Annotated in this window: 17 protein-coding genes and 3 pseudogenes; 10 read left to right on the top strand and 10 right to left on the bottom strand. The window is 58.4% G+C overall.

All coding sequences use genetic code 11. The annotated features are described in order from the left end of the window. From yidD to rpmH, 3 genes are read right to left on the bottom strand one after another with little or no spacing between them, the layout of a single operon-like run. Positions 1 to 246 (bottom strand): membrane protein insertion efficiency factor YidD, encoded by a 246-nt coding sequence (yidD, locus tag RHM58_RS08280; protein ID WP_073636650.1) that lies wholly within the window; start codon positions 244 to 246, stop codon positions 1 to 3. After that, complete coding sequence (gene rnpA, locus RHM58_RS08285) at positions 239 to 640, bottom strand: ribonuclease P protein component (RefSeq protein ID WP_201196098.1); 402 nt, start codon at positions 638 to 640, stop codon at positions 239 to 241. Before rnpA ends, yidD begins: the two co-directional genes overlap by 8 nt. A gap of 16 nt (positions 641 to 656) precedes the next feature. Continuing rightward, a complete protein-coding gene (gene rpmH / locus RHM58_RS08290) occupies positions 657 to 791 on the bottom strand; it encodes a 50S ribosomal protein L34 (protein WP_003213577.1) in 135 nt (44 codons plus the stop codon). A gap of 567 nt (positions 792 to 1,358) precedes the next feature. Between rpmH and dnaA the strand changes: the two genes are divergently transcribed. From dnaA to gyrB, 4 genes and pseudogenes are all read left to right on the top strand, one after another. Beyond that, positions 1,359 to 2,879: a chromosomal replication initiator protein DnaA gene (gene dnaA / locus RHM58_RS08295; RefSeq protein ID WP_201199231.1), complete on the top strand. Its 1,521-nt coding sequence runs from the start codon at positions 1,359 to 1,361 to the stop codon at positions 2,877 to 2,879. A gap of 39 nt (positions 2,880 to 2,918) precedes the next feature. Continuing rightward, positions 2,919 to 4,022: a DNA polymerase III subunit beta gene (dnaN, locus tag RHM58_RS08300; protein WP_201199232.1), complete on the top strand. Its 1,104-nt coding sequence runs from the start codon at positions 2,919 to 2,921 to the stop codon at positions 4,020 to 4,022. A 20-nt stretch (positions 4,023 to 4,042) separates the two neighbouring features. Next, positions 4,043 to 5,145 (top strand): annotated as a pseudogene (recF, locus tag RHM58_RS08305) (DNA replication/repair protein RecF). A 5-nt stretch (positions 5,146 to 5,150) separates the two neighbouring features. After that, a complete protein-coding gene (gyrB, locus tag RHM58_RS08310) occupies positions 5,151 to 7,574 on the top strand; it encodes a DNA topoisomerase (ATP-hydrolyzing) subunit B (protein WP_201199234.1) in 2,424 nt (807 codons plus the stop codon). A 164-nt stretch (positions 7,575 to 7,738) separates the two neighbouring features. Here gyrB and RHM58_RS08315 read toward each other — a convergent pair. Next, positions 7,739 to 8,457, bottom strand: a pseudogene (locus RHM58_RS08315) (response regulator transcription factor). 191 nt (positions 8,458 to 8,648) lie between these two features. Here RHM58_RS08315 and RHM58_RS08320 point away from each other — a divergent pair. From RHM58_RS08320 to RHM58_RS08330, 3 genes are all read left to right on the top strand, one after another. Then, on the top strand, positions 8,649 to 8,906 hold the full coding sequence (locus RHM58_RS08320) for a hypothetical protein (protein ID WP_322270069.1): 258 nt from the start codon (positions 8,649 to 8,651) through the stop codon (positions 8,904 to 8,906). Between the two features lie 424 nt (positions 8,907 to 9,330). Then, positions 9,331 to 10,248, top strand: a complete 918-nt coding sequence (locus tag RHM58_RS08325; RefSeq protein ID WP_416195323.1) for a FecR family protein — start codon at positions 9,331 to 9,333, stop codon at positions 10,246 to 10,248. Between the two features lie 18 nt (positions 10,249 to 10,266). Beyond that, the gene (locus RHM58_RS08330; RefSeq protein WP_322270071.1) at positions 10,267 to 12,579 is read left to right on the top strand and encodes a CHASE2 domain-containing protein; all 2,313 of its coding nucleotides are present in this window, start codon (positions 10,267 to 10,269) and stop codon (positions 12,577 to 12,579) included. A 224-nt stretch (positions 12,580 to 12,803) separates the two neighbouring features. On the opposite strand, the gene RHM58_RS08335 is transcribed toward RHM58_RS08330, so the two are convergent. From RHM58_RS08335 to glyQ, 4 genes are all read right to left on the bottom strand, one after another. Further along, on the bottom strand, positions 12,804 to 13,583 hold the full coding sequence (locus tag RHM58_RS08335; RefSeq protein WP_201196036.1) for a lysophospholipid acyltransferase family protein: 780 nt from the start codon (positions 13,581 to 13,583) through the stop codon (positions 12,804 to 12,806). Positions 13,584 to 13,664: 81 nt separating this feature from the next. Beyond that, positions 13,665 to 14,198 carry a D-glycero-beta-D-manno-heptose 1,7-bisphosphate 7-phosphatase gene (gene gmhB, locus RHM58_RS08340; RefSeq protein ID WP_322270072.1) on the bottom strand — a complete coding sequence of 178 codons (534 nt, stop codon included), beginning with the start codon at positions 14,196 to 14,198 and terminating at the stop codon, positions 13,665 to 13,667. 6 nt (positions 14,199 to 14,204) lie between these two features. Beyond that, positions 14,205 to 16,259: a glycine--tRNA ligase subunit beta gene (glyS, locus tag RHM58_RS08345; RefSeq protein ID WP_201199242.1), complete on the bottom strand. Its 2,055-nt coding sequence runs from the start codon at positions 16,257 to 16,259 to the stop codon at positions 14,205 to 14,207. Beyond that, positions 16,256 to 17,209 (bottom strand): glycine--tRNA ligase subunit alpha, encoded by a 954-nt coding sequence (glyQ, locus tag RHM58_RS08350; RefSeq protein ID WP_008155694.1) that lies wholly within the window; start codon positions 17,207 to 17,209, stop codon positions 16,256 to 16,258. The genes glyS and glyQ overlap by 4 nt, the downstream gene beginning before the upstream one ends. Positions 17,210 to 17,290: 81 nt before the next feature. On the opposite strand from glyQ, the gene tag reads away from it, so the two are divergent. The 3 genes from tag to RHM58_RS08365 all read left to right on the top strand — a co-directional run bounded on the left by tag (position 17,291) and on the right by RHM58_RS08365 (position 19,092). Then, positions 17,291 to 17,848 carry a DNA-3-methyladenine glycosylase I gene (gene tag / locus RHM58_RS08355; protein WP_201199244.1) on the top strand — a complete coding sequence of 186 codons (558 nt, stop codon included), beginning with the start codon at positions 17,291 to 17,293 and terminating at the stop codon, positions 17,846 to 17,848. 40 nt (positions 17,849 to 17,888) lie between these two features. After that, complete coding sequence (locus RHM58_RS08360; protein ID WP_201199246.1) at positions 17,889 to 18,776, top strand: lysophospholipid acyltransferase; 888 nt, start codon at positions 17,889 to 17,891, stop codon at positions 18,774 to 18,776. Positions 18,777 to 18,852: 76 nt separating this feature from the next. Continuing rightward, positions 18,853 to 19,092, top strand: coding sequence for a PilZ domain-containing protein (locus RHM58_RS08365; protein WP_201199248.1), 240 nt, complete (start codon positions 18,853 to 18,855; stop codon positions 19,090 to 19,092). Here the strand turns inward: RHM58_RS08365 and RHM58_RS08370 are convergent. Then, positions 19,093 to 19,411: pseudogene (locus RHM58_RS08370) on the bottom strand (tetratricopeptide repeat protein). Between the two features lie 175 nt (positions 19,412 to 19,586). Then, positions 19,587 to 20,960 (bottom strand): Trk system potassium transporter TrkA, encoded by a 1,374-nt coding sequence (gene trkA, locus RHM58_RS08375; protein ID WP_322270073.1) that lies wholly within the window; start codon positions 20,958 to 20,960, stop codon positions 19,587 to 19,589. Positions 20,961 to 20,981 lie beyond the last annotated feature (21 nt).

A 20,981-nucleotide genomic window follows, 5' to 3' on the forward strand; every position in this document is an offset into this window, starting at 1 on the left:
TTACTCGGCCATCGAAGAAGAACGGGAGGTAGGGATAGGCGGAACCGGGTCAAAACCACCGGGATTCCACGGATGACAGCGACCTAAACGACGAAAGGCCAGCCAGCCACCGCGCAGAAGGCCATGATTTTCTATGGCTTCTAACGCGTAGCAGGAACAACTGGGGTAGAAGCGACAGTGGTCAGCCATCAGGGGACTAATGGCATAGCGGTAAAACTGGATCGGAACGAGTGCCAGTTTACGCATCGGGACTGTCTACCCCTACAGTCTCGGCTTTGACTGCTGGTACTGGCGTGCTGCGTGCCAGACGCTTCCAGAGTTTGCCGAAATGCTGAATCAATTCGGGGTTTTCTACGTCCCCCAAACCTTTGCGCGCGACGATAACTATGTCCCAGCCGACCAGCGAATCCTGGTTCAGGCGAAACGATTCGCGCATCAGACGTTTGAGGCGATTGCGCTCGACGGAGAGCTTTACGCTCTTTTTCCCGATTACCAACCCGAGACGGGGGTGATCAAGATCGTTGTTGCGCGCAAGGAGCAGGAGGTTTTTCCCCGGAACCTTGCCGGTAGGGGAGTCAAAGACTGCTTTGAAATGCCGGGGCGTAAGCAAACGCTTGTCCCGACTGAAGTCCTGACTCACCTCCAGTGCCGGATTATCAAACTGCCAGACGCGCACGACCTTTGGCGCGACGACGCGACAGGACGGCACGACCGTTTTTGGTAGCCATGCGAGCACGGAAACCGTGGGTACGAGCGCGTTTGATAGTGCTTGGTTGGAAAGTACGTTTCATTGTCGTGTTACCTGGTTCGTCCACAACGGGCCGGAATGGCCCCCGTTTTAAGAGACCGGGGATTCTAGAGAAAGCAAGCCTCTAGGTCAATTTCCAACCAGCGTTTCCTTATAAATAGATCTCCAGGGGTTTTCTCGTTGGACGGTCCTTCGCTAGATATAGAAATAAAGAAGGGAATTATTTAAAGCTTTTTTATAAAGCTTATAAAAGCTAGGGGCACCATCCTCTGTGGATAACTACCTTAAGCCCTTCTAAACCGTGATGTACAGAGAATGACAACTACGGTGGAAAACGGTGGTCAGCCTGTGCTGCACTGTCGGATAAGCTGTGTGTGGAATGGCCAGTTATCCACAGGCCAGTTATCCACCGGGTTTGCCCCCCACTTGTCCAGTGCCCTCATGGACGGTTATCCACAGAGCTTATGCACATACCGCTGGTCGCCTTTTTAGCGGTTAACGCATTGATAAATCATGGCCTGTGCGCAACCTGCATGTGGATAAGTGGGCGGCTGGCCGCTACAATGGCCGCTTGTTTTTGCCTCACCGGCTTTCAACTTAGGGGATATCCGTGTCAGTGGAACTTTGGCAGCAGTGCGTGGAGCTTTTGCGCGATGAGCTGCCTGCCCAACAATTCAACACTTGGATCCGTCCACTACAGGTCGAAGCCGAAGGCGACGAGTTGCGTGTCTACGCACCGAATCGTTTTGTTCTCGACTGGGTCAACGAAAAGTACTTGGGCCGCGTCCTCGAACTGCTGGATGAGCATGGCAATGGCGTGGCGCCGGCGCTTTCCTTATTAATAGGCAGCAAACGCAGTTCGGCACCGCGCGCGGCACCTAATGCTCCGCTGGCCGCCGCGGCTTCCCAGGCTCAGGCCGCACAAGCCCCGGTCAGCGCGCCAGCCCCAGCCCCGGCCGCCACTCAGACCAAACGTGCGACCCAAAAGGTGGCCGAAGTCAGTGAAGAGCCGTCCCGCGACAGCTTCGACCCGATGGCCGGCGCCAGTTCGCAACAAGCCCCGGTTCGCGCCGAACAGCGCACCGTGCAGGTTGAAGGTGCGCTCAAGCACACCAGCTACCTGAATCGCACGTTCACCTTCGAAAACTTCGTCGAGGGTAAGTCCAACCAACTGGCCCGGGCTGCGGCCTGGCAAGTGGCGGATAATCCGAAGCACGGCTACAACCCGCTCTTCCTTTATGGCGGCGTAGGCTTGGGTAAAACCCACTTGATGCATGCTGTGGGTAACCACCTATTAAAGAAGAACCCGAATGCCAAGGTCGTGTACCTGCATTCCGAGCGTTTCGTGGCCGACATGGTCAAGGCGCTGCAACTGAACGCAATCAACGAGTTCAAGCGCTTCTACCGTTCGGTGGATGCGCTACTCATCGATGACATTCAGTTCTTCGCCCGCAAGGAACGTTCCCAGGAAGAGTTTTTCCACACCTTCAACGCCCTGCTTGAAGGTGGCCAGCAGGTCATTCTCACCAGTGACCGCTACCCGAAAGAAATCGAAGGCCTTGAAGAACGCCTTAAGTCCCGCTTTGGTTGGGGCCTGACTGTTGCCGTCGAGCCGCCAGAGTTGGAAACCCGTGTAGCGATCCTGATGAAAAAGGCCGACCAGGCCAAAGTCGATCTGCCACACGATGCGGCGTTCTTCATTGCCCAGCGTATTCGCTCCAACGTCCGTGAGCTGGAAGGCGCGCTTAAACGCGTGATCGCCCACTCGCACTTCATGGGCCGCGATATCACCATCGAGCTGATTCGCGAATCCCTGAAAGACTTGTTGGCGCTGCAAGATAAACTGGTCTCTGTGGATAACATTCAGCGTACCGTCGCCGAGTACTACAAGATCAAGATCTCGGACCTGCTGTCCAAGCGCCGTTCGCGCTCGGTGGCACGTCCCCGTCAGGTTGCCATGGCGTTGTCCAAGGAACTGACCAACCACAGCCTGCCGGAAATCGGCGATGTGTTTGGCGGTCGCGACCACACGACGGTTTTGCACGCCTGCCGCAAGATCAACGAACTTAAGGAATCCGACGCGGACATCCGCGAGGACTACAAGAACCTGCTGCGTACACTGACCACTTGATGAACACCAGCGCAGCTTATTAAGGCAAGGGACTAGACCATGCATTTCACCATTCAACGCGAAGCCCTGTTGAAACCCCTGCAACTGGTCGCAGGTGTCGTCGAACGCCGACAGACCTTGCCGGTGCTCTCCAACGTGCTGCTGGTTGTCGAAGGCCAGCAACTGTCGCTGACCGGTACCGACCTGGAAGTCGAGCTGGTCGGTCGTGTGCAACTCGAAGAACCGGCTGATCCAGGTTCCATCACTGTGCCTGCGCGCAAGCTGATGGATATCTGCAAGAGCCTGCCGAACGACGCTCTGATCGACATCAAGGTCGATGAGCAGAAGCTTGTTGTGAAGGCTGGCCGTAGCCGCTTCACCCTGTCGACCCTGCCATCCAATGATTTTCCGACGGTTGAAGAAGGCCCGGGTTCGCTGACCTGCAGCCTCGAGCAAAGCAAACTGCGTCGTCTGATCGAACGCACCAGCTTCGCCATGGCCCAGCAGGACGTGCGTTACTACCTTAACGGCATGCTGCTGGAAGTTTCCGAAGGCATCATCCGCGCCGTGGCCACCGACGGTCACCGTCTGGCCATGTGCTCGATGAAGGCCGATATCGGTCAACCGGACCGTCACCAAGTCATCGTGCCGCGCAAGGGTATCCTTGAGCTGGCGCGTCTGCTGACTGAGCCGGATGGCCTCGTAAGCATTGTCCTGGGTCAGCACCACATCCGTGCGACCACCGGCGAATTCACCTTCACCTCGAAACTGGTCGACGGTAAATTCCCCGACTACGAGCGTGTTCTGCCAAAGGGCGGCGACAAGCTGGTACTCGGCGATCGCCAGGCCCTGCGCGAAGCGTTTAGCCGTACTGCGATCCTGTCCAACGAGAAGTACCGCGGTATCCGTCTGCAGTTGGCCAATGGTCAATTGAAGATCCAGGCGAACAACCCGGAGCAGGAAGAAGCGGAAGAAGAAGTGGGCGTTGAGTACAACGGCGGCTCCCTGGAAATCGGCTTCAACGTGAGCTACCTGCTCGACGTGCTGGGCGTGATGACTACTGAGCAGGTTCGCCTGATCCTGTCCGACTCCAACAGCAGTGCGCTGGTGCAAGAGTCCGACAACGACGACTCGGCCTACGTTGTCATGCCGATGCGTCTGTAATCATGCTCAGCAGAAGCTAGATGTCCTTAAGTCGCGTCTCGGTCACCGCGGTGCGCAATCTGCACCCGGTGACCTTCTCCCCTCTCCCCGAATTAACATTCTTTACGGCGCCAACGGCAGCGGCAAAACCAGTGTTCTGGAAGCCATTCATCTGCTGGGGCTTGCTCGTTCGTTTCGTAGTGCCCGTCTATTACCGGTGATTCAGTACGAGCAATTGGCGTGCACGGTGTTCGGTCAGGTGGAATTGGCGGAGGGCGGGCACAGCGCATTGGGGATATCCCGGGACCGCCAAGGTGAGTTCCAGATCCGCATCGACGGGCAAAACGCCCGCAGTGCGGCGCAACTGGCGGAGATACTGCCGCTGCAGTTGATCAACCCGGACAGCTTCCGACTGCTGGAAGGCGCCCCCAAGATTCGTCGGCAGTTTCTCGACTGGGGTGTGTTCCACGTGGAACCGCGATTTATGTCCACTTGGCAGCGCTTGCAGAAGGCCCTGCGCCAGAGAAACTCTTGGCTGCGGCATGGTACACTTGACGCCGTTTCGCAAGCGGTTTGGGACAGGGAACTATGCCAGGCCAGCGCAGAAATTGATGAATACCGCCGCGCTTATATCAAAGCCTTGAAACCAGTCTTTGAACAGACCTTGAGCGAACTGGTTGAGCTCGAGGGCTTAACGCTCAGCTATTACCGAGGTTGGGACAAAGAGCGCGAGCTGAGTGCCGTGCTCGCCGGGTCCCTTCAACGGGATCAGCAAATGGGTCATACCCAGGCCGGACCACAACGCGCTGACTTGCGTCTTAGATTGGGCGCACATAACGCTGCGGACATTTTGTCCCGGGGTCAGCAGAAGTTGGTGGTCTGCGCCTTGCGGATCGCCCAAGGGCACTTGGTTAGCCAGGCCCGACGCGGCCAGTGTATTTATCTGGTGGATGACCTGCCGTCCGAGCTGGACGAGCAACACCGCCGTGCGCTTTGCCGCTTGCTGGAAGACTTACGCTGCCAGGTGTTTATCACCTGTGTAGATCACGAATTATTGAGGGAAGGCTGGCAGACGGAAACGCCAGTCGCTCTGTTCCACGTGGAACAGGGCCGTATCACCCAGACCCACGACCATCGGGAGTGAAGGCATTGAGCGAAGAAAATACGAATACCTACGACTCAACGAGCATTAAAGTGCTGAAAGGCCTGGATGCCGTACGCAAACGTCCCGGTATGTACATTGGTGACACCGACGATGGTAGCGGTCTGCACCACATGGTCTTCGAGGTAGTCGACAACTCCATCGATGAAGCGCTCGCTGGCCACTGCGACGATATCAGCATCATTATCCACCCGGATGAATCCATCACCGTTCGCGACAACGGTCGTGGTATCCCGGTAGACGTGCACAAAGAAGAAGGCGTTTCCGCAGCCGAGGTCATCATGACCGTGCTGCACGCCGGCGGTAAGTTCGACGACAACTCCTACAAAGTATCCGGCGGCCTGCACGGTGTAGGTGTTTCTGTTGTGAACGCCCTGTCCGAAGAGCTGGTTCTTACCGTTCGCCGCAGCGGCAAGATCTGGGAACAGACTTACATCCACGGTGTTCCGAAAGAACCGATGAAAATCGTCGGCGAGAGCGAATCCACCGGTACCCAGATTCACTTCAAGCCGTCTGACCTGACCTTCAAGAACATCCACTTCAGCTGGGACATCCTGGCCAAGCGGATTCGTGAACTGTCCTTCCTCAACTCCGGTGTCGGCATCGTCCTCAAGGACGAGCGCAGCGGCAAGGAAGAGCTGTTCAAGTACGAAGGCGGCCTGCGAGCGTTCGTTGAATACCTGAACACCAACAAGACTCCGGTCAACCAGGTGTTCCACTTCAACATCCAGCGTGAAGACGGCATCGGCGTGGAAATTGCCCTGCAGTGGAACGACAGCTTCAACGAGAACCTGTTGTGCTTCACCAACAACATTCCACAGCGCGATGGCGGTACTCACCTGGTGGGTTTCCGTTCCGCACTGACGCGTAACCTGAACACCTACATCGAAGCCGAAGGTCTGGCGAAGAAGCACAAAGTCGCCACCACCGGTGACGATGCCCGGGAAGGCCTGACCGCGATCATTTCGGTGAAAGTACCGGATCCGAAGTTCAGCTCCCAGACCAAAGACAAGCTGGTTTCTTCCGAAGTGAAGACCGCGGTCGAACAGGAAATGGGCAAGTACTTCTCCGACTTCCTGCTGGAAAACCCGAACGAAGCCAAACTGGTTGTCGGCAAGATGATCGACGCGGCTCGCGCTCGTGAAGCTGCGCGTAAAGCCCGTGAGATGACCCGTCGTAAAGGCGCGCTAGATATCGCCGGCCTGCCGGGCAAACTGGCTGACTGCCAGGAAAAAGACCCTGCCCTTTCTGAACTGTACCTCGTGGAAGGTGACTCTGCTGGCGGTTCCGCCAAGCAGGGTCGCAACCGTCGCACTCAGGCCATCCTGCCGCTCAAAGGCAAGATCCTGAACGTCGAGAAGGCGCGCTTCGACAAGATGATCTCTTCGCAAGAAGTGGGCACCTTGATCACCGCGCTGGGCTGCGGCATCGGCCGCGACGAGTACAACATCGCCAAGCTGCGTTACCACAACATCATCATCATGACCGATGCTGACGTCGACGGTTCTCACATCCGTACCCTGCTGCTGACCTTCTTCTTCCGTCAGTTGCCGGAGCTAATCGAGCGCGGTTACATCTACATCGCGCAGCCACCGCTGTACAAGGTCAAGAAAGGCAAGCAAGAGCAATACATCAAAGACGACGACGCCATGGAAGAGTACATGACGCAGTCGGCCCTGGAAGACGCGAGCCTGCATCTGAACGAGGACGCGCCGGGTATTTCCGGACCTGCCCTTGAGCGCCTGGTGAATGACTTCCGTCTGGTAATGAAGACCCTCAAGCGTCTGTCGCGCCTGTACCCACAGGAACTGACCGAGCACTTCATCTACCTGCCGGCGGTCACGCTGGAGCAACTGTCCGATCACGCAGCGATGCAGGACTGGATGGCTAAGTTTGAAGTTCGCCTACGCACCGTCGAGAAGTCCGGCCTGGTTTACAAAGCCAGCCTGCGTGAAGACCGTGAACGTAACGTCTGGCTGCCAGAGGTCGAACTGATCTCCCATGGCCTGTCGAACTACATCACCTTCAACCGCGACTTCTTCGGCAGCAACGACTACAAAACCGTTGTCTCGCTGGGCGCTCAACTGAGCACCTTGCTCGACGACGGCGCGTACATCCAGCGCGGCGAGCGCAAGAAACCGGTCACCGAGTTCAAGGAAGCACTTGAATGGCTGATGGCTGAAAGCACCAAGCGTCATACCATCCAGCGATACAAAGGTCTGGGCGAGATGAACCCGGATCAGCTGTGGGAAACCACCATGGACCCAAGCCAGCGCCGGATGCTCAAAGTGACCATCGAAGACGCCATTGGCGCGGACCAGATCTTCAACACCCTGATGGGTGATGCGGTCGAACCCCGTCGTGAGTTCATCGAAAGCAACGCCTTGGCGGTTTCCAACCTGGACTTCTGATCCAGCGGCAGCGCCAAACAAAAAGGCCAACGCTTAAGCGTTGGCCTTTTTTTATGGCTTCTGGAAAATCAAAAGATCGTCCGAACGCGGCCCGAGCCTTCGGCAGCTCCTACGCCGACCGCATTTCCCTGTAGGAGCTGCCGAAGGCTGCGATCTTTTGATCGTTACTCGATTACTGACGCCACACTTTCCAACCGATACCCATACCCATAAATCGTCAACAACTGCCAACCCCGATCTGCCGTCAGCCCGAGCTTATTGCGAAGGCGATAAATGTGAGTATCAAGCGGTCTTGAAGAGACCATTTCTTCATGACTCCAGAACCGCTCATACAGGTATTCCCGAGATAGCGGCCGGCCCAGGTTGGTGAACAGGCAGTGGGCCAGTCGGTATTCTTTTTCAGTCAGGCTGATGGGGCTGCCGGCGCGGGTGACGGTCAGCTCTGCGTCGTCGAAGACCAAGTCATTGAACGTCAGTAGTTCGGTGGCGGGTGATCGTTGCAGGCCGTGTCGGCGCAGCACTGCACTCACTCGTGCCTTGAGCTCGTTGGGGCGGAACGGTTTACTCACGTAGTCGTCAGCGCCGGCATTCAGGGCCTGGACGATATCGCTCTCAGCGTCGCGACTGGTCAGCATGATCGCGGCGGGTGGTGCGTCCATGTGTTCGCGGGTCCAGCGCAACAGCGACAGGCCACTGATATCGGGCAGTTGCCAGTCGAGGATTAGCAGGTCGAAGGTCTCCCGCCGAAGTTGTCGCAGCAGGTCCTCCCTCGCTCGAAACTGTGCAATGTCCACGCTTGCTCTCCCGGGGAGGGGATCTGTCGCAGTGTCTGTTCCACCCGACGTAGCTCGGCGGGTTCGTCATCCAGTATTGCGACACGCATGCGCAGTGATTCCTTCATCTCGTAAGGGCAACGTTCAAGAAAAGTCCTACGGGAGCGAGTTTAGGCTGATTGCCTGAATCTGAACAATTGTGGCGAATCGCTCCGAAGTTCTAGAGGGTGGCTACGCTAGTAGCACTTCGCCCTCAGGCGAGAAGCCACTGGCAGAAAACTCAATAGGGACTGTGGGAAAGATGCATCACAAGGTTCTGGAAAAGATCGCCTGTAACGTTTTCACAAGACTGGCAGCGTTGGTGTTTGTGGGCAGCCTTGGGCTGGGATGCACAGCGGCCCAATCCTCTCCAGACGCCTATCGGGAGGCAACACCACGCTACTTCGGTGGTGGGATAAATACATCACTGGGGGATTCCCAGGGGTTTGCGCCTGTCTATTCGCTGCAAGCAGAAGCGGATCAACCCGTCAGCCAGGTAGAACAGCGCTGGGTGTTCTAGAACGCCTGGGCAATTCTGAACAATTATTGAGAATCGCCTCACAGCAGGCGCATGCCGGTAAATTCGTTCTCGCTGAGCAGGCACAACGAGCATTGGGATGTGCTCTGACGCAGGGAGCGTCAACGCCAACCTGGCGGGACCGCCGATCGCCGGTTTGCGGGCGGTCTGCAGTTCAGGGGGAAATCAAGGAGTGCCTGCTCAGGTTTCAAATCGGCTTAATGATCGGTCGATTCTGACACAGGGACGTGTCATCCCTACGGTCTATGGCTATCTGCCAGAGCGTCCGGTCAGGTATGGTGCTTCCAGCGGATCGAAGCCTTTGCGGCCTGATTACCACAAGAGCATAAAAAGCCAATCCATGAACTCCAAGACCCTTTTGCTTCTGCGCCGTTCTGGCGTCTGCCTGTTTTTGCTGACCGGCCTGATGGGGTTGATTACCCCGGACGTATCGGCTGCCCCCGCCTCCACAAAACGCCTGCCTTATATCGACGACAACCAACAATGCCGTGGCCAGCCGCTGCCCGCGACTGTAGAGCATCTGACCGGCGAAGCCTGGAAACTGGACGTCAAAGGTAAACAGGTGCCGCTGGAAGAAGGCATGAAAGTGGATGAGCGAGAAGGTGTCATGACCTCTCCTTCAGCCTTTGTCAGTCTGTCTCTGGGCGATGGCTCGCGTATTGTCTTGCCCTCAAGCTCGCGCATCACCCTGCTTTTGAATGAAGAACATTCGATCCCTCAAGTGATTCTTGAGCAGGGTCAGGTCGAGTCGTATGTGATCAAGCGCGCCAGCGACTATGATCGTTTTCAGATTGTCACGCCGGTCGGCGTACTGGGCGTGCGAGGGACACATTTTCGGGTACGCGACGATGATGGCGACCAGGCTGTGCTGGAAGTGCTGAATGGGCAAGTTGCGGTCAATCGCGAGGAAGAGCCTTCGTCTCCACAGCCTGCCAGACATTCTGTCGTACCGGACGATGACGAAGTCCAGGTCATGGCCCGTCAGGGGCTGCGTATTCAGAAACAGGGTAAGTTGACCCCGGTCGAATTGTTGCCGGCTCCTCGCCTGTTGGGGCAGGCAGGCCAGACGGGCCCGGTGCCTACTTGGCAACTGATCATGAAGCCCATTGAGGGGGCCACGCGTTATCGAGCGCAAGTCGCCACTGATGCGGCGTTTCTGAACATCAAGCAAGAGCAGTATTCGAGCACGCCGCAAGTCAACTTCCACGACCTGAAAGCGTTCTTCTATCATGTTCGGCTCTCGGCGTATGACGCCCAGGGACTAGAGGGAGAAACCGGGGTATATGACATTTTCTATTACCCCAGGACCACGCGTGTCCAATAGCACTCCGGCCGACTGCCGATGAAGGGCCGGCCAAGGAAGGAAGCGCGCGAGCCGACCCAGGCTCAACGGTTGTTCCGGCGTATGGTCCGCGAGTGGCTGTGGGTCAGTCTGATCCTGCTGCCGCTGACAGCCCTCCTGTCCCTGAGCCATGGCCTGACGTTGAGCAATCTGCTCTACGACAACCTGCGTCGACTCAGCCCGCTGCCGGTTGATCCCCGAATCTTGATTGTGACCATCGACGATTACAGTCTGCAGCAACTTGGGCAATGGCCGTGGTCGCGAGTGCTGCACGCCGATCTGCTCGATCGACTGAGCGCTGCAAAGGCCAAAGGCATTCTGTTCGATGTGATTTTCAGCGAACCCGACAGCCATCCCGACAACGATCAGCGTCTGGCCCAGGCAGCCTGTCGGGCCGGCAATGTGTTTGTGCCGCTACTGCGTGAAGGTGTGGCGCGCTATGGGCAGCCGCTGGGGGAAATCGAGCCGGTGGCACCGCTGAGTCACTGCGCCATGGGCATCGGGCACATCAATGCCGAAGCGGACGTCGATGGCATCGTGCGTAGCGTGTATCTGAGCGAAGGATCGGCGCAGAACCCCCGGGCTCAACTTGCCTGGCTGCTGTATCAATTGAGCCAGCCGGGCGATCACTCTCCATCAATGCCCGGTACCCCTGCCCCGCTGTCGGTGCAAGGTTGGCAACGTTCCCACGAAATACGTATTCCCTTCATCAGGGCCGATGCCGGATTTCCCAGCGTGCCTTACGTCAGCGTGTTGCGAGGCGAAGTCGCGCCGCAGTTGCTGCGCGATCGTCTGATTCTGATCGGCTCGACCGCGCCCGGCCTGGGTGACCGTTATGTCACCCCGCAATCGGCGAGTCTCGGTACGACGCCGGGCATCGAGATTCAGGCAAACATCCTCAACGGGTTGCTGCAACAGCGCAGCATTGTGGTGCTCGATGAGCGCCTTTCGGTATTGCTGTCGGTGATGCTCGTCGGGCTGCTGCTGGGTTTGTTGTTATTGCGCCCTCGCCTGGCCTTGTGGATGACCGTTGGCGGCATCGCCGTGGCCTTGCTCGGGTCTTGCCTGCTGTTGCGGCTGGGCTGGTGGTGGTCACCGGCCGCGAGCCTGCTGGGCATGTTGCTGGGTTACCTGATCTGGAACTGGCGGCGGCTGAGTGCGGTCCTCGCCTACTTCGGCTGGGAACTGGCGCGTCTGGACAGCGAGCCGAAAGTCTTCCCTGAACGCCGACGCACCCAGGCCCCGGCCGGGGATGTATTGCAGGGGCAAATCGTTGCACTGGAACAGGCCATGAGCCGGACACGGGACACCCGGCGCTTCATCGCTGATGGCCTGGAATACCTGCCGGTAGCGACGCTGATCAGCGATCCGAACGGCCGAATCCTGCTGGCCAATCGCAAGGCTCGAGATGTGTTTGCCAGTGAACTGGTGGGTGAAGACTTGCTCAATCAATTAACCGCCCTGGGTTATCCGGCAGCACTCAATGGCGCGCCAGCAGCCTTGTTGGCCCTGGAACCGATGGAGTTCCGTGATACTCAGGCACGCAGCCTGCGAGTCGATCTTGCTCCACTGCTGCCCGCCGAGGGCGATACGCCGATTGGCTGGCTGCTGAGCCTGACCGACTTGAGTGTCGAACGTGATGTCGAAGAACAGCGAGCGGTGTTGTTGCGATTTCTTTCCCATGACCTGCGGGCGCCCAACTCGGCGATTCTCGCGTTGCTTGATGTGCAGCGGCATCAGGCGAGCGGCGACGCTCACCTGTTCGCCCAGATCGAGTTGCAAGTGCGCAAGGCGCTGAGCCTGACCGAGGCGTTTGTGCAGTTGGCGAAAGCCGAGTCGGAGGCCTACCAGTTCCAGCCGAGCATGTTCGCCATGCTGCTGCTCGATACCTTCGACCAGGCGATGAGCATCGCGCAGTTGAAGAACATTCAGCTGTTGCACGATCTGGATGAAGACGCCGAAGCCCTAGTCATGGCGGATCAATCGTTGCTGACGCGCGCGCTGTTCAACCTGCTGGAGAATGCGATCAAGTACAGCCCGGCCGGTTCACGGATTAGCGTGCGGGTGAGTTGTGCCAATGACTGGCTGACCTGTGAGATTACCGATCAGGGCAGAGGTATCGCCGCCGAAGAATTGCCGGAGTTGTTCAGCCAGTACCGGCGCTTTGCTTCGGCGCACGGCAATGATGGTCTGGGTTTGGGTCTGTCGATGGTCAAGGCTGTTGTGGATCGTCACGGTGGGCGGATCGAGTGCCAGAGCAAGGTCGGACAAGGCACTACATTCAGGCTTCAATTACCGGTGTTTACCGATTAAAGGCAAAAGATCGCAGCCTTCGGCAGCGCCTCACAAGCCCGTAGGGTGCGATTTTTTGAGGCACAAAAAAACCGGCTATATCAGCCGGTTTTTTTACGTCCGAAAAAAACTTATGCACCTTTTTCAGATTTTTATGAGCTTCAGAAATATGTATATAAATCATCAACCTATAAGCTAAATCCGTCGTTTTTCAACAAAACGGTACACAGGTTATCCACAGAATCTCAGACAGCCACTTGATCAGTTGTGGCAGGTGCCTGAGGAGCGGGTGGCAACGAACCCATGTCGCGCTGCATCTGCTCGTTCCAGGCCTGAACCCGATCATTCAGTGCAGCAATGGCTCGCGGCCCAGTGCCCTCGGCGTACATCGGCTCGCCGATGATCACGGTGATCACACCCTGCTTCTTCGCCCAACCGGTTTTCGGCCAGAACTTGCCGGCATTGTGTGCAATCGGCAGTACCGGAAGCTCGGCGTTGACCGCCAAGGCGCTACCGCCGCGCGAGAACTTGCCGACGGTGCCGTAAGGAACACGAGTCCCCTCGGGGAAGATCAGCACCCAAACGCCGTCCTTCAGCAATTCATCGCCCTTCTTCGCCACATGCTTGAGCGCGGCTTTCGGGTTGTCGCGGTCGATGGCAATCGGACGCAGCATGGCCATCGCCCAGCCGAAGAACGGCACGAAGAGCAGCGAGCGTTTAAGCACCTGGCTCAACGGTTCGAAGTAAGCCGAGAGAAAGAACGTCTCCCAGGTGCTCTGATGGTTCGACTGAATCACGCAGGGCTGGTCAGGCACGTTCTCGGCGCCCTTCACTTCATAGCTGATGCCCAGAAATACTTTGCTCAGCCATAAGGCGCAGCGGCACCAGTACACGTTGATGAAGCGATATCGGGCCTTGAATGGCAGAAACGGCGCGATAAAAAAGCTCAGGCTGCACCAGAGCAAAGAGCTGGTGCCCAGCAACAGATAGAAGAGGAACGTTCTGATGGCCTGCAGTATCGACATGGTGACGTTTACCGTGCGGGCTCTGCCCGTCTATATAAAGCGCACTCCCGATCAATCCTTAATCGGAACAATCGAAGCACTCTAATTGTGGATAAGTTCTGCGGCAATCGCCGCCAGATCGTCAAAAATCAAGGTGCCTACCGGCAGGGTCTTGCCCTGAGTCTTTTCGCCTTTTCCGGTCTTTACCAAAACTGGCTGAGAATCGACGGCTTTGGCGGCTTCCAGGTCACCGAGACTGTCGCCGACGAACCATAGATTAGTCAGCGATACGTTGTAATGCGCGGCGATGGTTTTCAACATCCCGGGTTTCGGCTTGCGGCAATCGCAGCCTTCGTCCGGCCCGTGCGGGCAGTAGACGATCAGCCCGACTTCACCGCCCTGCTCCGCCACCAACGAACGCAAGCGCTCGTGCATGGCGTCCAGGGTGGCGATGTCGTAATAGCCGCGAGCGATGCCCGACTGGTTGGTAGCAACCGCTACCGTCCAGCCGGCCTTGCTCAACTGCGCGATGGCTTCGATCGAGCCGGGGAGTGGAATCCACTCCTCCACCGATTTGATGTAAGCGTCGGAGTCATAGTTGATCACCCCGTCCCGATCGAGAATCAGCAGTTTCAAACAGTCTTACCCCAGCAGCGAAATGTCGGCGACGCCGAGGAACAGCCCACGCAAGCGGGACAACAGGGCATAACGGTTGGCGCGCACTTTGGCGTCATCCGCGTTGACCATCACGGCTTCGAAGAACGCATCCACCGGCTCGCGCAAGGCAGCCAAACGCGCCAGCGATTCACTGTACTGACGCGCAGCGGCCATCGGCTGGACAGCTTGGTCCGCCTGCTGGATCGCCGAATACAGGGAGAACTCGTTGGCGTTGTCGAAGTACTTGGCTTCCACCACCGACGGAATCGAGCCTTCGGCCTTGCTCAGCAAGTTCGAAACACGCTTGTTCACGGCGGCCAGAGCGGCGGCTTCCGGCAATTTGCGGAACGCTTGAACCGCTTGCACACGCTGATCGAAGTCCAGCGCCGAACCCGGCTTCAGGGCACGTACCGACAGGTAAGTCGCGACGTCCACACCTTCGTCTTCGTAACGGGCACGCAGACGGTCGAAGATGAACTCCAGCACCGACTCGTTCAGGCCGGCAGCCTTGATCTTGGCGCCGAACGCGTTCACGGCGAAGGCCACGGCGTCGTTCAGGTCAAGCTCGAGCTTCTTGTCGATCAGGATGCGCAACACGCCCAGGGCTGCACGGCGCAGGGCGTACGGGTCTTTGCTACCGGTTGGCAGCATGCCGATGCCGAAGATGCCGACCAGGGTGTCGAGCTTGTCCGCGATGGCCACGGCCGCACCGGTCAGGGTGGTCGGCAGTTCAGCACCGGCACCACGCGGCATGTACTGCTCGTTCAGTGCCAGGGCGACTTCTTGCGGCTCGCCGTCGTTGAGGGCGTAGTAGTAACCGGCGACACCTTGCATCTCCGGGAACTCACCGACCATCTCGGTCGCCAGGTCGCACTTGGACAGCAGGCCGGCACGGGAAGCCCATGCCGCGTTGCCGCCAATGCGCTGCGCGATGAACGCGGCCAGTTTGGAAACACGCTCGGCCTTGTCGTAGACGCTGCCGAGTTTTTCCTGGAACACCACGTTTTGCAGGCGCAGGTTGAAGTCTTCGAGTTTCTGCTTCTTGTCTTGCTTGAAGAAGAACTCGGCGTCGGTCAGGCGTGGGCGAACCACTTTCTCGTTACCGGCGATGATCTGTTGCGGGTCTTTGCTTTCGATGTTGGCCACGGTAATGAAACGGGGCAGCAACTTGCCGTCGGCATCCAGCAGGCAGAAATACTTCTGGTTGTCCTGCATGGTGGTGATCAGGGCTTCTTGCGGCACATCGAGGAAACGCTCCTCGAACGAGCACACCAGCGGCACCGGCCATTCAACCAGCGCGGTCACTTCGTCGAGCAAGGCTGGAGGGACGATTGCCGTGCCTTCCTGCAAGGTCGCGAGTTCTTCGGTGCGCTTGCTGATGATTGCGCGACGCTCGTTGGCATCGGCCAATACGTAGGCAGCACGCAAGTCGGTCAGGTAATTGGCCGGCGCGGTGATGCGTACGCTTTGCGGGTGGTGGAAGCGGTGACCACGGGAATCGCGACCGGCCTTCTGGGCGAGGATCGTGCAATCGATGACCTGGTCACCGAGCAGCATCACCAGCCACTGAGTCGGGCGAACGAATTCTTCCTTGCGAGCACCCCAGCGCATGCGTTTCGGGATCGGCAAGTCGTTCAGGGAATCTTCAACGATGGTCGGCAGCAGGCTCGCGGTCGGTTTACCGGCGATGCTCTGGCTATAACGCAGTTTTGGACCGCTCTGATCGATTTCGCTCAGGTCGACGCCGCACTTCTTGGCGAAGCCCAAGGCTGCTTGAGTCGGGTTGCCTTCGGCATCGAACGCGGCCTGACGTGGCGGGCCGTCGAGGTTGATGCTGCGATCCGGCTGCTGAATATCCAGCGCGGTGATCAGTACAGCCAGACGACGCGGTGCGGCGTAGACGGTTTTGGCTTCGTAGCTCAGGCCAGCGGCTTGCAGGCCCTTGTCGATACCGGCCAGGAACGCGTCGGCCAGGGTGTTCAGGGCTTTAGGTGGCAGTTCTTCGGTGCCCAATTCAACCAGGAAATCCAGAGCACTCATTGTGCAGCCTCCAGCTTAGCCAACACTTCATCACGCAGGTCCGGGGTCGCCATCGGGAAGCCCAGCTTGGCGCGAGCCAGCAGGTAGGCTTGCGCAACGGAACGCGCCAGGGTGCGTACACGCAGAATGTATTGCTGACGTGCAGTCACCGAGATCGCCCGGCGCGCATCCAGCAGGTTGAAGGTGTGGGAGGCCTTCAACACCATTTCGTAGCTCGGCAATGGCAGCGGCTGGTCGAGTTCGATCAGGCGTTTAGCTTCGCTTTCGTAGAAATCGAACAGCTCGAACAGCTTCTCGACGTTGGCGTGTTCGAAGTTGTAGGTCGATTGCTCGACTTCGTTCTGGTGGAACACGTCGCCGTAGGTGACTTTGCCCATCGGACCGTCAGCCCAGACCAGGTCGTAGACCGAGTCCACGCCTTGCAGGTACATGGCCAGACGCTCAAGACCGTAGGTGATCTCGCCGGTCACCGGGTAGCACTCGATGCCGCCCGCTTGCTGGAAGTAAGTGAACTGCGTCACTTCCATGCCGTTGAGCCAGACTTCCCAGCCCAGACCCCAGGCGCCCAGAGTTGGCGACTCCCAGTTGTCTTCGACGAAGCGAATGTCGTGGACCAACGGGTCCAGACCGACGTGCTTGAGGGAGCCCAGGTACAGTTCCTGGAAGTTGTCCGGGTTCGGCTTCAGGACTACCTGGAACTGGTAGTAGTGCTGCAGACGGTTCGGGTTTTCGCCGTAGCGGCCGTCAGTCGGGCGACGACTGGGCTGCACATAAGCGGCGTTCCAGGTTTCCGGGCCGATGGCGCGCAGAAACGTGGCTGTGTGGAAAGTGCCGGCGCCTACTTCCATATCGTAGGGCTGAAGTACCACGCAACCTTGCTCGGCCCAGTATTGCTGGAGGGCGAGGATCAAGTCTTGGAAGGTACGCACGGCTGGCGTAGGCTGGCTCACGAAATTCACCTGTTTCTTGGGCTGCGATTTAAAGAGCGGGAGTATACCCGATTCGTTGCTGCGCACGCCCCCTGGAGCCTTATGCCACGCTGCTTTTGGTGTTCCGAAGATCCGCTATACATGGCTTATCACGATCAGGAGTGGGGCACGCCGCTACGCGATGCGCAGGGATTGTTCGAGTTGCTTTTGCTCGAAGGGTTCCAGGCCGGCCTCTCATGGATCACTGTGCTGCGCAAACGCGAGCGTTATCGCGAGGTGTTGTTCGGCTTTGACGTGCAACGTGTGGCGCAGATGAGCGACGCGGAAATCGCTGAATTGATGCTTGACCCCGGCATCATCCGCAACCGTCTCAAACTCAACGCGGCCCGGCGCAATGCCCAGGCCTGGCTGGCGCTGGAGGACCCGGTGGGGTTTCTCTGGTCGTTCGTTGGCGGTAAACCCGTGATCAATCATTTCAAGGATCGCAGCCAGGTGCCGGCCGTGACATCGGTCGCTGTGGAGATGAGCAAAGGCCTGAAAAAGGCTGGTTTCACGTTCGTCGGCCCGACCATTTGTTACGCGCTGATGCAGGCCTCGGGCATGGTCATGGACCACACCCAGGATTGCGATCGCTACGCGGTGCTGGCGAACGGCGGTTAGAATGGCCGCCTCGCACACAGCACAAGATCAGGAGTGACCTGTGGATAAGTTTAAAGGCGCCTTGCTGGTAGGCGCTCTGCGGCTGTTTGCCCTGCTTCCGTGGCGGGCAGTGCAGGCGGTGGGCTCGGCCATTGGCTGGGTGATGTGGAAAACCCCCAACCGTTCCCGCGATGTGGTGCGGATCAACCTGGCCAAGTGCTTTCCAGAGATGGACCCGGCCGAACGTGAACGCCTGGTCGGCCAGAGCCTCAGCGACATCGGCAAGTCCCTGACCGAAAGCGCCTGCGCCTGGATTTGGCCGGCCCAGCGCTCCATCGACCTGGTGCGTGAAGTCGAAGGCCTCGACGTATTGAAGGACGCCCTCGCCTCCGGCAAAGGTGTGGTCGGTATCACCAGCCACCTGGGCAACTGGGAAGTGTTGAACCACTTCTATTGCAGCCAGTGCAAACCGATCATCTTCTATCGTCCGCCAAAGTTGAAGGCTGTGGACGATTTGCTGCGCAAGCAGCGCGTACAGCTGGGTAACCGCGTGGCCGCTTCCACCAAGGAAGGCATCCTCAGCGTCATCAAGGAAGTGCGCAAAGGTGGTGCAGTGGGCATCCCCGCTGACCCGGAACCGGCCGAATCCGCCGGGATCTTCGTGCCGTTCTTCGCCACCCAGGCATTGACCAGCAAGTTTGTACCGAACATGCTCGCCGGCGGCAAAGCGGTCGGCGTGTTCCTGCATGCCCTGCGGCTGCCGGATGGTTCGGGGTACAAAGTGATCCTCGAAGCCGCGCCCGAAGCCATGTACAGCACGGATACCGAGACGTCCTGTGCCGCCATGAGCAAGGTGGTCGAGCGCTATGTCGGGGCTTATCCGAGCCAATACATGTGGAGCATGAAGCGTTTCAAGAAGCGTCCACTCGGCGAAGAGCGCTGGTACTGACGTTAATGGCACGATCTGTGGATAATTTCTTGTAGGTCAAAATTATCCACAACAGGTTCAATCAAGGGCGCAGAAGATGTCCGACCACCGCAAATCATTTCGCATCAAAATCAGTCACGAAAGCTTCGGCGAGTGCCTGGGGCAAACCCGTAACCTCTCGACGACGGGTGTGTACGTCAAGCACCCGACCCTGTCGGCCTTGCCCAAGGGCACGGTGGTCTTCGGCCAGGTGCAAGGTTTACCCACAGGCGCGCCGCGAGTGCGCATGGAAGTGGTGCTGGTGGATGCCGAAGGGATTGGCCTGCGCTATCTCTGATTAGCGAGCCTGACGCTCAAGCTTCTTCAGAAACACCGTCATTTCCTTCTCTGCCTGCTTATCGCCATGAGCGCGGGCGGCTTCCAGGCCTTGCTCCCACGCCTGACGTGCCGCCGCAAAATCTGCCAGCGCCAAGTGCGCCTTGCCCAACAGCTTCCACGCCGCCGAATACTTCGGATCGAACTCGACGCAACGCTGGAAATGCTCCGCCGCTTTCGCGTTTTCCCCAAGATCCAGATAACCCTTGCCGAGGCCGAAGCCGCAGCAAGGCGTTATCCACACCCTTGGCGAGCATTTTTTCCAGGGATTCGATCATCAGTGGATTCCTTGTCGAGGTGGGTCAGGAGTTGATCTGTTTTAGTGAGGCCGCCTTCGCGAGCAAGCCCGCTCCCACAGTAGATCTACAGTGAACGCAGGTTTGATGTACGGTCGAAATCACATGTGGGAGCGGGCTTGCTCGCGAAGAGGCCCGCCCGGCCAGCGCAAATATCGGATCAGAAGAAGCTAAGCCCCACATGAAACAGCTTCTCCACATCCCGAATATGCTTCTTATCCACAAGGAACAGAATCACATGGTCGCCGGTTTCGATCACTGTATCGTCATGGGCGATGATCACTTCTTCATCACGAATAATCGCGCCAATCGTGGTGCCCGGCGGCAACCCGATATTCTCGATCGCCTTGCCAATCACCTTGCTCGACTTCGCATCGCCATGGGCAATCGCCTCGATGGCTTCCGCCGCGCCACGGCGCAGTGAGTGCACGCTGACGATATCGCCACGGCGCACGTGAGCCAGCAAGGTGCCGATGGTCGCCAGTTGCGGGCTGATAGCGATGTCGATGTCGCCGCCCTGGATCAAATCCACGTAAGCCGGGTTGTTGATGATCGTCATCACCTTCTTCGCGCCCAGCCGTTTGGCCAGCAGTGACGACATGATGTTGGCTTCGTCATCGTTGGTCAGGGCCAGGAAGATGTCGGCGTCGGCGATGTTCTCTTCCAGCAGCAAGTCGCGGTCCGACGCGCTGCCCTGCAACACCACGGTGCTGTCGAGGGTGTCCGAGAGGTAGCGGCAACGTGCCGGGTTCATCTCGATGATCTTCACCTGATAGCGGCTTTCGATGGCTTCGGCCAGACGTTCGCCGATCTGCCCGCCGCCGGCGATGACGATGCGCTTGTAGCTTTCATCGAGGCGGCGCATTTCGCTCATGACCGCGCGAATGTTCGCTTTGGCGGCGATGAAAAACACTTCGTCGTCGGCCTCGATCACCGTATCGCCCTGGGGCAGGATCGGCCGGTCGCGCCGAAAAATCGCCGCTACGCGGGTTTCGACGTTCGGCATGTGTTCGCGCAACTGCCGCAGTTGCTGCCCCACCAACGGACCGCCGTAATAGGCCTTCACCGCCACCAGTTGCGCCTTGCCTTCGGCGAAGTCGATCACTTGCAAGGCACCGGGATGTTCGATCAGGCGCTTGATGTAGTTGGTGACCACTTGTTCCGGGCTGATCAGCACATCAACGGGGATCGCGTCGTTGTTGAACAGCCCGCCGCGCGTGAGGTAAGCGGCTTCGCGGACCCGGGCGATCTTGGTCGGGGTATGGAACAGGGTGTGGGCGACCTGGCAGGCGACCATGTTGGTCTCGTCGCTGTTGGTCACCGCCACCAGCATGTCGGCGTCGTCGGCGCCGGCCTGGCGCAGCACGGTCGGGAACGAGGCGCGGCCCTGCACGGTGCGGATGTCCAGCCGATCACCGAGGTCGCGCAGGCGTTCGCCGTCGGTGTCGACCACGGTGATGTCGTTGGCTTCGCTGGCCAAGTGTTCCGCCAGCGAACCGCCGACCTGCCCGGCGCCGAGGATGATGATCTTCATCCAGTCACTCCCTTGAAATCC

It is taken from the genome of Pseudomonas sp. 10S4 (assembly GCF_034344865.1).
Taxonomy (GTDB): Bacteria; Pseudomonadota; Gammaproteobacteria; order Pseudomonadales; family Pseudomonadaceae; genus Aquipseudomonas.

What these genes read in the sequence shown, in the direction of transcription:
- RHM58_RS08330 (WP_322270071.1), top strand. Translation starts at nt 10,267, where the DNA reads ATGAAGGGCCGGCCAAGGAAGGAAGCGCGCGAGCCGACCCAGGCTCAA.
- RHM58_RS08320 (WP_322270069.1), top strand. Translation starts at nt 8,649, where the DNA reads ATGCATCACAAGGTTCTGGAAAAGATCGCCTGTAACGTTTTCACAAGA.
- rpmH (WP_003213577.1), bottom strand. Translation starts at nt 791, where the DNA reads ATGAAACGTACTTTCCAACCAAGCACTATCAAACGCGCTCGTACCCAC.
- dnaN (WP_201199232.1), top strand. Translation starts at nt 2,919, where the DNA reads ATGCATTTCACCATTCAACGCGAAGCCCTGTTGAAACCCCTGCAACTG.
- tag (WP_201199244.1), top strand. Translation starts at nt 17,291, where the DNA reads ATGCCACGCTGCTTTTGGTGTTCCGAAGATCCGCTATACATGGCTTAT.
- trkA (WP_322270073.1), bottom strand. Translation starts at nt 20,960, where the DNA reads ATGAAGATCATCATCCTCGGCGCCGGGCAGGTCGGCGGTTCGCTGGCG.
- RHM58_RS08325 (WP_416195323.1), top strand. Translation starts at nt 9,331, where the DNA reads ATGGGGTTGATTACCCCGGACGTATCGGCTGCCCCCGCCTCCACAAAA.
- glyS (WP_201199242.1), bottom strand. Translation starts at nt 16,259, where the DNA reads ATGAGTGCTCTGGATTTCCTGGTTGAATTGGGCACCGAAGAACTGCCA.
- RHM58_RS08365 (WP_201199248.1), top strand. Translation starts at nt 18,853, where the DNA reads ATGTCCGACCACCGCAAATCATTTCGCATCAAAATCAGTCACGAAAGC.
- RHM58_RS08335 (WP_201196036.1), bottom strand. Translation starts at nt 13,583, where the DNA reads ATGTCGATACTGCAGGCCATCAGAACGTTCCTCTTCTATCTGTTGCTG.
- yidD (WP_073636650.1), bottom strand. Translation starts at nt 246, where the DNA reads ATGCGTAAACTGGCACTCGTTCCGATCCAGTTTTACCGCTATGCCATT.